Raw genomic sequence first — 16683 nt, 5'->3', positions numbered from 1 at the left:
AAAACAAAAAAGCCCCGCTGATATGGCTATCAGCAGGGCGTTATAAAGTATGGAAACTTATATTAAATATTGCGAACAATACTATAAGTGAAAGTTGCCGGAATTCACCGGAAAAAAACAGTATTTTATTGTACCATTAATTTAGAAGATACTGCACTACCATTACCGGTAATCTGAACCATATACATACCGGATGCCAAATCCTGAGTATCTATGTTAAACGCATGAACTCCTTGCTGTAAATTGCCGGCAAATACTTTTTTAACCACTTTACCGCTCAGGTCGCTTACATTAATTGTTAACTGACTGTTGTTAACTACTTCAAATTGCAATATGCTCATTCCCTGGCTGGGATTAGGCAAAAGTTGCAAAGAACTGGAATTGACAACTTGCAATATGTTTTCTACTGAAGTATTGGTTTCATAAGAAGTATTAACCGGATCCCAGTTTGCCCAGCTTGCTGTCCAATCGGTTGTGCCGAATGCACCTCTAAAGGTTGTAGGAGTAAAAAAGCCGGCAATTAATCTGGGGTTGTCAAAATTTGCGCCGCTCAATAAAGGTGAACCTGACATGGGACGGAAGTCGGGATTGGTTAAATCCTGTGGATTGGTCAATTGCTGAGAAGCGATCGTTGTTTCAGTTTGATTGCCAAAAGACTGAGTATTAAACCATCCGGCAACATCAAAGGTGCTTCCACTTTCGACAGTAAGTAAGTTGGCAGGATTGGTTGCTACTATGGTGGTATTGCGGATTTGCAAATCTCCGGCAGTAGCCGCCCCTTGAGAAGCAGATCCGTCAAGCAGTAACCCTGTGGGGAATCCCATCAGCGCAGAATTATATATAGAGCATCGGCTATTTCGGCGGATATGCGCTGCTCTGCGATAAAGCGGATTGATTTCGTTACCACCGTCCAAAACGGGTCCTACAACTGTAATGTTAGAAAATGTAGGTGCGGTCAATGGCGTATTGGTTGTACCGGAAGCATCATTATCACTCTCAAAACTATTGGAAGAAGATTGGTCGGCAATTTCGGGGTCGCGAAGCACAACTGCATATTGTATATTGCCGCTATAACCAAAATCGGTATCTAAATCATCATCCCATGCGCGATGTGAAATGAGATATTTAGCATTGACGGTTCCGCCAAACCACTCAAAAGAATCATCACCGCAATAACTGACCTGAATATATTCTATCGTTGTTCCGGAACCTACGGCACCCATAGTCAATCCATTAATTTCGTTATTATCGGTAAATGCTATTCCGGCAAATTCAATCCGCACATAGCGCAATACGCCGGAGTTGTCGTTGGGGTCAGTGCCTCCATAAAGCCCATCACCTTCGGCATTGTTAACCCCGCCTTCAATCTCGGCTTCGTTGCCGGGTTTGTTTACGGGTGCTCTGCCTAAAAGAATCAAGCCTCCCCAGTCACCATAAGTGCGATCACCGATGGGTTCATTGGAGGTGAAAACTATAGGCATTTGTGCAGTTCCGTCAGCTATAATTTTTGCACCTCTTGTAACAATTAATGAGCCTTTGCTGGATTTTTCACCTTTGATAATCGTGCCGGGTTGAATGGTGAGGGTGGCTCCGTTTTTAACGTACACAAATCCTTGCAATAAATAAACATTGCTATTGGTCCAGGTGGTGTTGGTTGTAATATTTCCTGAAACAGGTACAACCGGATTTTGTGCAGAAATACTGCTAAAAATTGTCAAGCAAATTACTAGTGTAAGTAAGAAAAATCTCATGGGTTTAAAATTTTGTTATGAGTTATGAGTTTTTAATTAATTGGATGCGATCAAAATTTTACTGCTGTTGTCTTTTTAAAAACGATAACCGATGGTGATCCCAATATTTGTACCGGTTCTGTATCCGATAGTCAGGTCATCGTCTTCATGATAAGTTGTATGTTCTGTTCCTTCGGGGTTTTGGTAAAAAATGAACGATTGGTTCAAAATATCACTCACATTCAGGCGGATATTTCCTTTTTGGAGGAAATCTTTGCTGATTTGAAAATCCAGCAAATTCCGGCTGCTTTCGTAGATGTCCGGAATACCTTCTCCGGCATCGCCCACCTCTGCAATACGTTCGCCGATACGGTTGTACAACAAAGTGGTGCTTAATCCGAGGTTTTCCCAGGTATAGCTCAAGCCCATATTGATCACATAAGGAGATTGTCCCTGAAGCGGACGGTCAATAGGGTTGGCTTCATCGTCCGTTTGTACTTTTGAATATATATAGGCTAAGTTAGCCCAAGCCACCATCTTTTCTAATCGGGACGAAATGAAGCCGAAGTTTTTTCGGACTTCTGTTTCTACTCCATAATTTTGTGCGCTGGTTGCATTGGTATAGGTGATGATAAAGGTGCCTATCCCTGCATTGTTAACTGTTTGCTCAATCGGGTTGTTGAATTTTTTGTAAAATGCACTCACAGAAAATAACTGAGCATTTTCGGGAAACAACTCATACCTTAAATCTAAATTCAGAATAGAAGCTTCTTTTAAATTTGGATTTCCGGTTACCACTAATCTTCGTTCAAAATCGTAAAATCCAAAGGGAGCTAACTCACGGAACTCAGGTCTTGACATGGTTTGTGAAGCCGATAAACGAATATTGCTTTTATTAGTTAAGGCATAAGAAATATTTAAAGAAGGCAGTACACTGTTAAATTTCTGGTTAAAAGTTGTATCTCCTGCAAATGTATAGGTGGTCAGATCCTGATCGGCCTGTTCAAATCTTGCACCTAAAACGGCGCGAAATCTGTCAGTAAATTTGGCATCCCACATGGCATAAGCGGCAGTAACACTTCTTCTTGCATCATATTTATCTGAAAAGTTGGTGCTCTCTTCTAACCTGAAACGGGTATCGCTGATGTTTTCAAGAGCAAAAATCTGATCTGCCGGCAATTGTCGGATAGAAAGAGGAACCCCTGTTGCACGGACCATCCCCATAATTCGCGCATCAAATGAGCGGTTTTTCTCCTGATAAAACACTCCTGTTTTGATGGTCTGCTGTTTTCTGAACAGGTTAAACGGAATGCTTAAGTCTGCCCTTCCGCCATAAGCCTGATCGTGTAAATTAGAAAAGAATCGTCCGCCATATTTAAAGGATGGAGAACCTAAAGGGACTTCGGCAGTATAAACGGCATTTTCATCTTCTGAATCGGCGGGCAGGAAGTAAGTAATACTTCGCATGTCAGGGATTGTGCGGTCTATTTGTGTGTAATTACCATTCCACAAAATTTTGATGCCGGTTTTGGGCAAAAAATGTTCACCGGTCAATTGATGTGTTTGCAGCTTTGTGGAAGTATAAGACATGAAATTACCTTTTTCAAAATTGTTGGATTGCGCTATATTATATCCTTCCCGTTCAACCGTTACATCAGCAACATTGGAAGTAAAGCTGGCCTGATAATTGAATTTATGGTTGCGTTGCAACAAAAAGCGGGTATTGAAAAGGTTGCCCCATGAAATTGTTTCGGTAAACTGCTGATCTGTTGATTCATAAATTTTACCTTCAAAATCATAGTCGTTCCGCTCAATTTCCATATTCCGCAAAGACTTTGAATAAGTAGAAGCTGCTATAAATCCGATTTGGTTGCCATTTTTCATGGATTTGGTAACTCCGCCTGAGAATTGGTAATTTTGATTAGGTGCAGCGGATTCGTTTTCCCTTAAAGACCAAACTGCGGGGAGCAATTTAGTGGCTTCGACTCTTTCAGCTTTAGTTACTGCGCTGAGATTCTCCGGAAAATCATTGGGTAATTGCCGGTCGCTATTGTTCAGCCCTAAAAACGGTATTTTCTGATCGTAATCTTTGAACGACTTAAACGTAGTCAGGGAATTGTAACTTGTTCCTATTTGTATGTTGAAAAAAGACTTTTCGGGCACATCTTTGGTCAATACCTGAATGATGCCGCCACCAAATTCGGATGGCATATCAGCACCGGCTGTTTTATAAATCACCATATTATCTACCATCGCACTGGGAATAATATCAAAAGCAAAAGCCCGCCGGTCGGGTTCTGTACTGGGCATCAGGGTATTGTTAATCATTGCCGCATTATAGCGGTCGTTCAACCCCCGGATAATGGCAAATCTTCCATCCTGAACAGTTGTTCCGCTTACCCTGCGAAGCACTTCGCCAGTATTTCGGTCCGGAGTTTTGCGAATAACATCCCCGGGCATGACATCGGCTATGGTAACATTGTTTTTTTGGAGCGAGAGCATGGCAGCAACCGATTCCCGTCTTGCCGTAGCTGTAACGATTACTTCCTGCAATTCGGCGGCTGCTGTTTTTAGTGTTACATTCAAACGAAGAGGATTTGATTTTGCTGCCAATATTCCTTCAACTTTTTTTCCCTCATAACCTATATAAGTAAACAGCAGGTTATAGGCTGTATTTTCGGCAGGAAGATTTAAAGAGTAGTTACCGTCAATATCGGTAGTAGTGCCGGTTGACGTGCCTTCTATTGTGATATTAACCCCAACTAAGGTTTCATTTGTGGTAGGGTCAACGACCGTTCCGGTTACAATCTGACCGTATAAAACGGGCAAAACAAATAACCATGTTAATAAAAAAAATGATAAGTTTCGCATACTTTTTTTGTTTTTTGATTTTCTACCACAAAATTACGGCGGTCGTTTTTCAAAAAAGCGGGTATGCAAAGAGGTAATTGAAGGGTAATAATAGGTTAAGCATGACTTAACAAATCCTTAACAAACGGGGGGATTTGTTAAATAATTGGTAAAATCCGTCAACAGATAGATACTTGTTTTTATGGCTTCGATTGCAATATTTTAATAAGAAATCCATCCCGTTGTAACCGATAAATTTAAATTGAAAATAACCCTCAACTTGAATTTAACCACTATCTTCTGAACTGATAATGATTGCCGGATGAAGGGTATATCAGGGGAGTAGAAAACATTAAAAAATCAAACAACTCAAAGTTAAAAGGAAGAAAATTCGTACCGGATTCCGGTGCTTAATAAAATTGCACCTACAGGTTGTCGTAAATACCCGGTTGTCCGTACATTAAGATTGGGCGTAAACAGCTCGGTAGTTTTAGAAAAGCCGGGAATTGCTCCCATGATATCAGCTTTGACAACCAATCTCAAACCTTTGATCTGAGGCAACAAATAACCGATGCCGGCTCCGGTTGTTAACGCAAAAGCAAGCTTTGAATCGGGTTGCTGAATATGTAAAAAATTGTTTTCGCCATCAAAACCAGAAACCACTATTTTAGGCAACCGGCTATGAACTACACCGCCTTGAAGATAAATTTCCATCAACATTTTTTGCTGCGAAAAACTGAAGTATGGCCCTATTGTAAACAAATGATTTTGCCATTTCTGAGCCCATATATAATTTACATAACTATTTTCATCAGACAATTGATAGAGAAAATTTTGCAAATACTCGTTTTTGCGAATTGCAGAGGTATAATGTCCGAGTATTGCACTAAGCCCTAAATGTTTGGTCAATAAATACCCCCCACTCAACTGCCCGGCAAATCCGGTTAAGGCAAATCCGCTGTTTTGATTGGGCGAAACGGAACCATAGGCATTGCCGGGTAATGCTGCGCCCAATAACAACTGAACATAATGTTTTGGCCGGGGTGTTTCGTTTGCTTTTTGTTCTGACCAGGTTTTTTCATATAAGGTCATTGGTTGGTTGCTTTGGGCAAAAGAAACCATACAGATAAGCAATAAGCAACAAAATAAAGTTTTCAATTTTGATTGGAATGGTAAGTATGCGGCAAGGTATTAAAAAAATTGCTGAATCCGGAAGTTTATAGCTGATGCAGTTTTCTGAACGAAAAAATCAGCTAACCCTGTTAAGGCAAATGAAATCCTGTGCGAACGGTAACTTCAGAACCGTATGCCAATAAGACGGAATCGGGTTTTTGGAGAAACGGTGCAAATTGTTGGCCGTATAACATAGCAGCATTGCAATAAACATCGTAATTCAAAACATCATAAACTTTCCATTTGGGGTGTTCCACCTGATAGGCCTTGGTGCTGCCGTCTTTTTGTTTGTTAAACCCCCAATAATGTTCGGTTATAAATTCTTCTATGGAACCGGGCATCAGGTCTTTGGGAGCCGGGTTGGCGGTTAAACGCATATAATTCCATTCATTGCTGAATTTCCACGCATATTTTACCTCTATAAGTTCCTGATTATGAGACAGGCTATGTTTCATGGGATAACAAACATAAGGCTCATTGTAAAACCAACGCGCAATCTTTGCGATCGCAAAACGCGGAACAATTTCCCTGACAAAAACCACTCCCCGATGCCATTGTCCATCCCTGTCTTTTCGCCGGACATATAACCTGAGATTGACTTCTTCAAAATTAGTATGATAAGGGAAAGCAATGCCTTTCACTTTTGTATTTTCAAACAAGAAACCGACAAGGCTGGCATAAGTCTGACCATTCCAAAAATCTGTTTCAGTTCCTTTAGGCAGATAGGGTTCAACCAGTTCGGGCGGAATAACATAGTTAAACATCGCCAGATATTTCCATTCGGCTTGTAAAAAAACAGAGGGTGTTAGTAACATGTTTTGAAGAATAATCTGACCTGTCCGGTTGGCAGGGTAAGGATTGGCTGAATGCTTACCGCGTATTGAGGTTTTTGCAGATTCTAAAAATCAAATCAGCTCGTTGGTAGATAGAATAAACCCGTTTCTGATTAACAGGGCCTGATGATTGAGCATTGAGATAGTTTTTATAGGCGGTATCAAATTGTTTGTTCTTTTCGGCCAAATTACATTGGGGATTCATCATAAACTGAGCACAACCAATTTCACTATAAGAACACCAACTGTCAATTAGCCCGTCATTATTCGAATCCCAAACTTTTTCAAGCCAGTTGCCGCCTTCAGCCCAGGCAATCGTATTATCGGTACCATCCTGATTTCTGTCCCAATGATAAATCTGATATAATGGCATACCCGGAACAGTAAGTTCCTCCTGCCATCTTTCGTATTTTCCGTCATTATTGGCATCATAACCAAACCGGCGTTCACCTTTCCCGTTATCCCAAACCCACATTCCCGAACCATCACCCATTGTTGCCCGCCAATACGTCCATCCCTCATTATGGGTATAAGGACCTTCCCATTTTGAAACAATATTGACAGGATGGTTGGGGTCGTAAGACAATGATTCAGGCCCTTCTGCTGTCTGATAGTTTTGCGCCATCATCCAAAAAGGTACTAATATCAACAGCCATAAAACCAAAGCCCTGACCATACAAAAACCGAAGACAACATTAGATTTGGATTTGCATTCCATTGTGAGTAGTTTTAAAGGTAAAAAATGCCGGGCTATTCTGATTGTGTGAAAAGAACAGTAAGTTTTAAGGATTGTGAATTAAAATTCCATTTACTAATCCTTGAGACAGATCAGGAAAATTTTTCATGCCGCAACAACACTTCTATTCTTTTATTTTACAAATTTAGGAAAAAGTATTACTCGATTATTTTTTACCGTCTTTTTTTACAATAGTTCAACTCAACAGATAAAATCCCTGCCACGAATAAGCTGATAAGGATAATAAAGCCGAAAGAAAACTTGACGTTGTTAATCAAATAACCTCTTACCTGACGCTGGCAACAGACTAAACCCTTCTTTTTCAAAAAGAAAGACAGAAGAAGTACTATGATGTGTTTCAATCATTTAATAGCCGCTAACTATTACATGGCAATGAGTAAGTCCGGCTTTAACAAGAAAAGATAAGTTTCCCATTTATCGAAATCATACCTCTATGAACGGGCATTCGGCGTAAGAAAGAGCTATCTGATTTAAGGTATGGTAAATTTCGTCCAGATTGTCTAAAGTAACCAATGCCGCACGGTAGGATTTTATATTGGGAAACCCGCGAAAATAGTTGGTATAATGTCTTCTCATTTCGAGGATTCCCAACTTGTTGCCTTTCCATGCTACAGAATGGGATAAATGTTGCCGAACTGCGTTTACCCGCTCTTCAGTGGATGGAGGGGGCAATGTTTCTCCTGTTTGCAAAAAGTGTTTGATCTCTCTGAAAATCCACGGATAACCAATTGACGCCCTTCCTATCATGATTCCGTCAACCCCGTAACGGTTTTTCATTTCTAAAGCCTTTTGCGGAGAATCAATATCCCCGTTTCCAAAAACAGGAATGTTCATCCGTGGATTGTTTTTAACCTCACCAATCAAAGTCCAGTCTGCTTCGCCTTTATACATTTGTTTTCGGGTGCGTCCGTGAATAGAAATGGCCTTGATGCCAATATCCTGCAAACGCTCTGCCACCTCGACAATATTTTTGGTTTGTTCGTCCCATCCCAGGCGGGTTTTAACGGTAACCGGCAGTTTAGTGCTTTTAACTACCGTTTCGGTTAATTTTATCATTTTGCCGATGTCTTGTAAAATACCGGCACCGGCCATTTTACAAACCACCTTCATCACCGGACAACCATAGTTTATATCTAACAAATCGGGGTTAGCTCGCTCTACAATTTCAGCAGAAACACTCATGCTTTCAAGGTCAGCACCAAAAATTTGAATCCCAATTGGTCGCTCCTCTTCGTATATATCTAATTTTTTGATGCTTTTTTCTGCATCCCGAATCAATCCTTCAGAAGAGATGAACTCGGTGTACATCAAATCAGCACCAAACTGTTTGCACAAAGCCCTGAATGGCGGATCGCTTACATCTTCCATTGGGGCAAGCAATAGTGGAAATTCACCAAGTTCAATATTTGAAATTTTAACCATAATCCTTAATTTGCACCAATTCTGAGTATTTCACTTAGAAATCAAAGTGATAAACAAATCAGAAAAGCCACCGGTTTGTTTCAAAAATAGCTAACAGGTTGTAAATTTACACAAATTTAGGCATAAGATGAACAGATTGCGGTTTGAGGCAAATATTAAACCATATAGAATACAGTTCCTGTATTTGCTGCTTTTGCTGCTGATATCCTACTTTTTTTTCAGTGTTTTGCAGGTTTTTATACTAATGCTTGCGGGATATAATCTCGAAAGTATTCAAAATCTGGTTGAAAATTTAGGCCCTCAAAATATCGGACTATTAAAAGCGCTGCAATTAGTGACAACCATCGGCGTGTTTATAGTTCCGGCCATTTTGTTTTCATATCTGAAAAGCGGCAAGGCGGGCGGTTATCTTCCTTTAGGTTTACCGCTTTCTTCAAAGGCTGTTTTACTGGCAGCAATGGTAACAATCAGCGCTTTGCCGTTAATGGCTTTTTTTATGGAACTCAACCAGTCTGTTTCTCTGCCTTCTTTTTTGAAAGGAATTGAGCAATGGATGCGAGAAATGGAAGGAAATGCCGAAAAACTAACCCTTGCTTTTTTAAAAATGGATACCCCGCTGGATTTAATGTTGAACATTGTCATCATAGCCTTGTTGCCTGCATTGGGCGAAGAGTTGTTGTTCAGGGGGTGTTTGCAACAACTGTTTACAGAATGGACTAAAAGACCCCATTTATCCATCATGTTGGCGGCGGCAATATTTAGCGCATTTCATTTTCAATTTCTCGGTTTTGTTCCACGCATGTTAATCGGAGCTTTTTTAGGCTACCTGTTTTACTGGAGCGGTAATTTGTGGTATGCCATTATCGGGCATTTTGTAAACAATGCGCTTCAGGTGGTTGGATATTATTTTACCCAGGGAAGCAATACAGGTTCAACTTTGAAAGCGATGGATTCTTTGCCAACTTCCAGCATTTTACTCGGAACTGCTATCTTTAGCGGCACTTTATATCTGTTTTACAAAAACTTCAACCGTTTAAAAACATCGCCCGAAATCTTAGAACTCAACAGGTTCGACTGATTGGCATGATTTTCCGGTTAATCTCCAACTAAAATTAAATCCTTTTTCTGTCCCTTCCTGTTAATTCCGGCAGTATGGTAGTTTTTTAAACTTTATTAACTGAAATTTTTATCCCACTCAACATCAGATTTTTACCTATCTTGCTGTTTCATGGAACAACAAAAACATTCAACCTCAACGCAAATAATTTATTCACTTTTAAAACAAAATGTCCTTTAATCCATAAAATTATAAGAAGAATCAAGTCTTTATCATGTCAAATCACTTACCATTTTTAAAGCTCCCCTTTTTCATCACTGTTCTTACATTGGCGATTCTCGGTGTTTTATCTTATTACCCGATTACCACCACTTTTTGGTGGCAGTATGTTTCAACAGTCAATTATTCTGAAGTTTTTTGCGAACTCACCAGACCTTATCATCTTATCAGAGAGCCGATCAATACCCTCAGTAATTTACCCTATTTATTTGTCGGTTTGTTGGTACTTACCGTAACGGCACGGGACAGGTACCGGAAATTTCGATTGCAAAAACTGTATAACAACCTGTTAATCAGCTACCCCGTTTACGGATATGTGATGGGTTCGGTATTGGTTCTTATCTTTCTGTTCAGCTCTTTTTTTCATGCTTCCCTGATTGCATCGGCACAACAATTAGATATGGCCGGGGTAAATGCGCTGTTATTGTTCCCGATGATTTATGCAATTCACAGGATGTATAATTACTATCATTTCAAAAAAACCTATTTGACAAAACGAGGGTTGCCGTTGCTGTTTTTGAGCATTTTTGTAATTGCAACCGTAATTCTGACGATTTTTAAGTGGGAGTTAAACGCCATGATTGTAGTGCCGGGTCTGGTCGTTGTGTCTGTTTTGCTTTTTGCCCTGTCTGAGTGGCTATGTCCCAACCATACCAACAAGCGATGGTTATTGGTTTCGGGAATTTCAATTTTAATCGGGATGGTGTTTTACTTGTTCGATGAACAAAAAATAGGATGCAACCATACAAGCATTTTTCAGGCACATGCTTTATGGCATCTATTTGCCGCATTTTCCTCACTGGCTTTATATCTCTATTTGCGCAGTGAAAACCTAAAAGAAAAGTTCAGACAATATCGCCTGCATATCTGATAAAAACCGGATACCATAAAAAAAGGGAGATGAAGTTTGGACTCCATCTCCCCTTTTTATCTTTTAAAAGATAAATTATATAATTTAATGGTTGCGAAAACCGAAATTAGCCAATCTTATTCGGGATGCAGGTCAATTTGGTGTTTGGCTAAAATTTCTTTGGCTTTATCTAAAATAGCCGTATCCTCAAGGTAAACAATGCCACCGTTAGGCCTTTTGTTCAAAATGAACACCTACTGTTTCACCCGTATCATAGTGCGTGCCGCCAAAATAGTTGCGAACGGTTTCTTCAGAGATATTCAAGGCTTCAGCAATTTCATGAGTGCTGCCATGAGGAAGGCTGTCTTTGATGTGACGCAAATCATTAAACGTGATTGTAGTGTGCATAGCGCAAAAATTTTAATTGGGTTATCTAATCTAAATCTGAACGTTAAGGTAGTGTAAATAATTCCAAAATTGAAACCCCTTCACTTACTTTTTTTCCTGACTTTGACAGTTAAATGAGATAACCCGTTAATAATCAATGATAATAAGAAATAAAAAACCGCAATTGTAGTGGCAACTTCTTTTCTTAGGCTATTGTTTTTAAGACAATATGCTTACATTTGCGGTATGTTTGTAAAAGCCACTAAATCTAAAAACCATACGTATATTCAGTTAGTGGAATCTTTTCGTGAAGGAAAGACTACCAAGCACAAGGTAATTGCCAACTTTGGTCGCCTTGACCAGTTGCGTGATTCAGGATTCCTACTATCAGTTGGGCAGAAATTGCTGTCATTGAATAACACGCCTTGCATTGGGGCAGAGAATTTGCAGGAAACTGCACGCTTCTGTTATGGTCATTTGGTCTATAAAAAAGTATGGGAGCAACTTGGCATCGGAGAAATTATCAAAAAATGTGCTAAGGGAACAAGGATAAAGTTCGATATAGAAGAGGTGATTTTCTATTGTGTGCTTCATCGTCTGTTGAAAAGCAAATCAAAACATCAAGCATTTAAAGATCAGAAATTGTTTTATGGGCTGTGAAACATAATTGGGTTGCAAGAAATTTACCGAAGTTTAGATTTTTTGTGTGATAAAAAGCAGGCAATTGAGACACAACTGTTTTACCATAAAAAAGGCGTTTATGCTAAGCCCATCGAAGTTGCTTTTTATGATGTAACGAATTATCACTTTGAGACAAACAGAGCAGATGCTTTACGCGAATTTGGGTTTAGCAAAGCTGGAAAGTTTAATGAAGTACAAGTGGTGATGGGCTTATTTATAGATAGCACAGGCAGACCGATAGGCTACGATCTTTTTCCGGGTAATACTTTTGATGGTCAGACGATGGTAGATGCGCTGAAAATGTTAGAAAAGCAGTTTAATATAAGAAAAGTCATTGTAGTAGCCGACAAAGGTCTCAACTCGAAAGAAAATTTTCATTTAATACGTCAAGCGGGTTATGACTACATTGTTAGTGCCCGCTTAAAATCGATGCCCCAAAAGTTGGTACAAAAGATTTTGGCAACCAATGATATGGAGACAAAGACTGTGTGCGAGGATACGGGTGAAGTAACATTTAGCTGGAAAGTGTTGGATTACGAAACAACCTACAGCGATGCCAATAAAAAGAAACAAAAATTGCAAGATAAACTCCTAATTACTTGGAGTGCCAAAAGGGCAGCCAAAGACGCAAGAGACAGGGAAAGACAAATACAAAAAGCAAAAGTCAAATTAGACAACGGAGCGGACTTGCAAAACAAAAAGGGGGCTAACCGATTCCTGAAAATGGCGGAGAGTACCAATACAAAAGCTGCTGAAATAGACCAAGAACGAATAGATGAAGATGCAAAATGGGATGGTTACTACGGCATACAGTATAGTAAAATGGATATGACGAACGAAGAAGTCTTGGCAAACTACCATCAATTATGGAAAATAGAAGAAAGTTTCCGGGTATTGAAGACCACCCTATCCACTCGACCAATTTTTCATTGGACACCCAAAAGGATAAAAGGACATTTCATGACCTGTTTTTTAGCATTCATGCTCGAACGGACGGTGGAACTAACCCTAAAGTTTGCAAACATCAACTTAAGTCCATGCAGTATTAAAGAAGAACTCAATCAAATGCAATTGTCTGAACTAACAATTGATGATAAAAAGTACTTGCTGAAAGGTGCTGACACAGCATTAACCAACAAAATCCTTTCGGCATTTCGTATCCCTCCGTTCAAAGACTTAGCTCCAGCGAACTAAATAACCCGTTTTGTAGTGGCAACTATGCCATTTTTAGGAAACTTAACTCGCTGATTATCAATGGTTTGTGAAATTTAACTGTCAAAGTCAGGGGAGTTAAACGCCATGATTGTAGTGCCGGGTCTGGTCGTTGTGTCTGTTTTGCTTTTTGCCCTGTCTGAGTGGCTATGTCCCAACCATACCAACAAGCGATGGTTATTGGTTTCGGGAATTTCAATTTTAATCGGGATGGTGTTTTACTTGTTCGATGAACAAAAAATAGGATGCAACCATACAAGCATTTTTCAGGCACATGCTTTATGGCATCTATTTGCCGCATTTTCCTCACTGGCTTTATATCTCTATTTGCGCAGTGAAAACCTAAAAGAAAAGTTCAGACAATATCGCCTGCATATCTGATAAAAACCGGATACCATAAAAAAAGGGAGATGAAGTTTGGACTCCATCTCCCCTTTTTATCTTTTAAAAGATAAATTATATAATTTAATGGTTGCGAAAACCGAAATTAGCCAATCTTATTCGGGATGCAGGTCAATTTGGTGTTTGGCTAAAATTTCTTTGGCTTTATCTAAAATAGCCGTATCCTCAAGGTAAACAATGCCACCGTTAGGCCCTTGTTCAAAATGAACACCTACTGTTTCACCCGTATCATAGTGCGTGCCGCCAAAATAGTTGCGAACGGTTTCTTCAGAGATATTCAAGGCTTCAGCAATTTCATGAGTGCTGCCATGAGGAAGGCTGTCTTTGATGTGACGCAAATCATTAAACGTGATTGTAGTGTGCATAGCGCAAAAATTTTAATTGGGTTATCTAATCTAAATCTGAACGTTAAGGTAGTGTAAATAATTCCAAAATTGAAACCCCTTCACTTACTTTTTTTTTAAAAAAATTTTTCAGAGGCAGATTTAAAGTTCTAACAACAGTTTTTACAGCCTCATTCATAGAATAAACCGTGTTTTCAAAAAATTGTTGCCTTCAACCATGTTAAACAATGTGAAAAAGCCTTTGTTTTTTTGTAAACAAAAGCTATGCCTGTTTTGGAGATAAACTGTAAAGGATTTCCGGACTAACGGTTATTCAGCAAATGCTGCTTTGGAAATGCAGTTTTTACAAAAAACAGACTTCCCGGTCTGTCGTTTTTCTTTCAACAAGTGTTCGTAAAGTTTTACTTTATCTACCTGTTTGGAAATTCCGGGCATTGTGTAAAAAGCAGTTCCTGACAAAGCTAAACTGACGATGAAGGAAAAAGCAACTACAACAACGGTTTGCAAAATAAAGGATTTGCGTTGAGGATGTAAAAGATACTGCACCCGTCTTTTGAGCTGTGATGTTTTTTTGTTGGCAAAAGCATGAGTCAAGGGTAATTCTTTCTTCGTTTTAAGTTTTAACAACAGCGAAGCATACTGTTGAACACTTTCTACGCGGGTAACTGCAAGCTCATCTGCGATAAATTCATTGATGCGTTCAAATTCCCGCATTATAAAATAATAGGCAGGGTTTAACAGCCATATTCCCTGAAGCAGTTGTAAAAACATCTTAACCCAGGTGTCTTTTTGTTCCAAATGCGAAACTTCGTGCCATAAAACCGCTTGTCGTTCTGAAGCAGGCAAAAAGTCAAGATAACGTTGCCAAACTATAAAAGACTTGTGTAACCTGAACGAGCAAACTATCTGGTTTTTACCTTTTGGATACAACAGTATGTAAGGTTTCCCCTTAACATATATCGTCTCCTTTGATGAGGTTCTAACGAGATTGAGTAAAAACAAAATGCGGACGAAGAGCATTACAAAAACGACAAATACCACAAAATATAAAACCGTTTTACCTGCAGATTTATATTTTAGTAAAAAATCGTAAGTCGGGTTGGCTTTATACAACAGAAGGTTTTCTCTCGAAACCTTCGGGCAACTGCAAAAATGTTCAGATTCCTGAGCAATTTCAATACACATCTGCATTTCAGTACCGGAATCAGGACAATACTGGGTAAATAAAACTTCCGGAATGGGATGGTCGTGATAACAGGCCTGATAAGTAGTGCCCTGAATATTGCCCGAAATTTTGTCAATCAAAAAAGGGAGGGACAGGCTCAAAGCAAGTATGCCCAACAAAAACCTTTTTTGAAGTTGTGCATTAAAATTCCCCCGGTTAAACAAGCGGTATAGTCCTGCTCCTATGAAGGAAAGCAGATAAGTAATCAATATGTATTGAAAAACGGCATCAAACATCATCCTGCTTTTCTGTTTTTTTTACTGCCTGCTTTTATTGATGAGGTCCTGAATTTCGGCAATTTCTTCGTCGCTCAAATGCTCGTTATCTACTATTGCAGATACCAAAGAAGATAGCGAACCGGAAAAAGCATTTTGGATAATATTAGTCATCAGGTTTTTTTGATAATCTGATTGGCTGATTAAAGGCGAATAGCGATGTGTTCGTCCAAATGCTTTGTGATGAATAAAACCCTTTTCCTCCAAAATACGGATGGTTGTTGAAATGGTATTGTAAGCAGGCTTCGGGTCTTCGTTCCACTCATCCAAAATATGATTTACAAAAGCTTTTTCGAGCTTCCATAAAATATTCATGACTTTTAGCTCTAACGGGGTTAATAACTTACTCATTTGTCTGATAGTTGAATAAAACAGAAATGATTATCTCAGGCAATTGCTCAGTTTACTTAAGTTTGATTTTTGGAGTTTCGGCAAAGGTAAAACTATTTCCTTAGTTTCACAACTATTGATTTAGTTAAAAAATCGGCATCTAATGTTAAATTCTAACGTTCTCTCTTTCAAAATATCTGAGTTCCTCCTGTTTGATTGCCATAATTGTGAAATAATCAACCCAAGTCTGTTTTGTTACGGCACAGGTTAGTTACATTCTAATTTGTTGGGAGATTTTGACATTAAAAAAGGGGAGGTAACTGTATTAAACCGGCTAAATTCTTAAAAACAAACTCAGAAAGTATCTTTAAACAGGCAAATAAAACTTTAAATTTTTATCCGGCTATATTATATGCTGCTACAAAGTCTTTTTCCACCAGAAAATTCGATAATATTCAAATTTTCAACTTGATAAAGGCTGTTTTAATCCATATAAAACCCACAAAAATCACAATTTTCAGAAAAAAAGAAACAGGAAATGAGCCATTTCTTACTTCAAAACTTAATAATGAAACAAGAAACGGGCGGTTTCTTATTTCAATGATAAACAACAAAACAGGAAATGAGCCATTTCTTACTTCAAAACTTAATAATGAAACAGGAAACGGGCGATTTCTTATTTCAATGATAAACATCAAAACTGGAAATGAGCTGTTTCTTACTTCAAAACTTAATAATGAAACAGGAAATGAGCCGTTTCTTACTTCTTTGTTTCTAAATAATTCAATTAAAATTTGGGCTTTATAAATGTCGAACTGCTTTTTGCAGGTTTAGATGCCTCGACTTTTTAATTGAAAAGGTAAAATAAAGTTCCGG

General features: G+C 38.9%; 14 protein-coding genes and 1 pseudogene. 5 read left to right on the top strand and 10 right to left on the bottom strand.

The genetic code is table 11. The features are described from left to right. Positions 1-125: 125 nt before the first annotated feature. From IPM47_08245 to dusB, 6 genes are all read right to left on the bottom strand, one after another. Positions 126-1751: a T9SS type A sorting domain-containing protein gene (locus IPM47_08245; GenBank protein QQS30899.1), complete on the bottom strand. Its 1626-nt coding sequence runs from the start codon at positions 1749-1751 to the stop codon at positions 126-128. Between the two features lie 75 nt (positions 1752-1826). Further along, positions 1827-4601, bottom strand: a complete 2775-nt coding sequence (locus IPM47_08240; GenBank protein QQS30898.1) for a TonB-dependent receptor — start codon at positions 4599-4601, stop codon at positions 1827-1829. 354 nt (positions 4602-4955) lie between these two features. Further along, entirely contained in the window at positions 4956-5672 is a 717-nt protein-coding gene (locus IPM47_08235; GenBank protein ID QQS30897.1) for a hypothetical protein, read from the bottom strand. Positions 5673-5842: 170 nt separating this feature from the next. Then, positions 5843-6568, bottom strand: a complete 726-nt coding sequence (locus IPM47_08230) for a DUF2071 domain-containing protein (protein QQS30896.1) — start codon at positions 6566-6568, stop codon at positions 5843-5845. Between the two features lie 55 nt (positions 6569-6623). Continuing rightward, positions 6624-7304: a hypothetical protein gene (locus IPM47_08225; GenBank protein ID QQS30895.1), complete on the bottom strand. Its 681-nt coding sequence runs from the start codon at positions 7302-7304 to the stop codon at positions 6624-6626. Positions 7305-7766: 462 nt separating this feature from the next. Beyond that, complete coding sequence (dusB, locus tag IPM47_08220) at positions 7767-8765, bottom strand: tRNA dihydrouridine synthase DusB (protein QQS30894.1); 999 nt, start codon at positions 8763-8765, stop codon at positions 7767-7769. A 127-nt stretch (positions 8766-8892) separates the two neighbouring features. Between dusB and IPM47_08215 the strand changes: the two genes are divergently transcribed. Both IPM47_08215 and IPM47_08210 read left to right on the top strand, forming a co-directional pair. Further along, positions 8893-9843, top strand: coding sequence for a CPBP family intramembrane metalloprotease (locus tag IPM47_08215; GenBank protein ID QQS30893.1), 951 nt, complete (start codon positions 8893-8895; stop codon positions 9841-9843). Positions 9844-10096: 253 nt separating this feature from the next. Continuing rightward, entirely contained in the window at positions 10097-10972 is an 876-nt protein-coding gene (locus tag IPM47_08210; GenBank protein ID QQS30892.1) for a ceramidase domain-containing protein, read from the top strand. Between the two features lie 116 nt (positions 10973-11088). Here IPM47_08210 and IPM47_08205 read toward each other — a convergent pair. After that, positions 11089-11359 (bottom strand): annotated as a pseudogene (locus tag IPM47_08205) (DNA-binding protein). Positions 11360-11527: 168 nt separating this feature from the next. Here IPM47_08205 and IPM47_08200 point away from each other — a divergent pair. The 3 genes from IPM47_08200 to IPM47_08190 all read left to right on the top strand — a co-directional run bounded on the left by IPM47_08200 (position 11528) and on the right by IPM47_08190 (position 13612). Further along, on the top strand, positions 11528-11998 hold the full coding sequence (locus IPM47_08200; protein QQS30891.1) for a hypothetical protein: 471 nt from the start codon (positions 11528-11530) through the stop codon (positions 11996-11998). Between the two features lie 12 nt (positions 11999-12010). After that, positions 12011-13213: an IS1634 family transposase gene (locus IPM47_08195; protein QQS30890.1), complete on the top strand. Its 1203-nt coding sequence runs from the start codon at positions 12011-12013 to the stop codon at positions 13211-13213. Positions 13214-13318: 105 nt separating this feature from the next. Next, a complete protein-coding gene (locus tag IPM47_08190; protein QQS30889.1) occupies positions 13319-13612 on the top strand; it encodes a hypothetical protein in 294 nt (97 codons plus the stop codon). A gap of 116 nt (positions 13613-13728) precedes the next feature. Here IPM47_08190 and IPM47_08185 read toward each other — a convergent pair whose 3' ends face one another. The 3 genes from IPM47_08185 to IPM47_08175 form a co-directional block, all read right to left on the bottom strand. Beyond that, positions 13729-13998, bottom strand: coding sequence for a DNA-binding protein (locus tag IPM47_08185; protein QQS30888.1), 270 nt, complete (start codon positions 13996-13998; stop codon positions 13729-13731). Positions 13999-14286: 288 nt separating this feature from the next. Then, complete coding sequence (locus IPM47_08180; GenBank protein QQS30887.1) at positions 14287-15441, bottom strand: hypothetical protein; 1155 nt, start codon at positions 15439-15441, stop codon at positions 14287-14289. Positions 15442-15459: 18 nt separating this feature from the next. Beyond that, complete coding sequence (locus tag IPM47_08175; GenBank protein QQS30886.1) at positions 15460-15828, bottom strand: BlaI/MecI/CopY family transcriptional regulator; 369 nt, start codon at positions 15826-15828, stop codon at positions 15460-15462. Between the last annotated feature and the right edge of the window lie 855 nt (positions 15829-16683).

The organism is Sphingobacteriales bacterium (assembly GCA_016700115.1).
Taxonomy (GTDB): domain Bacteria; phylum Bacteroidota; class Bacteroidia; order Chitinophagales; family UBA2359; genus UBA2359.
Note: the sequence above shows the minus strand (reverse complement) of the source record. Positions and strands in the feature narration are given on the sequence as shown.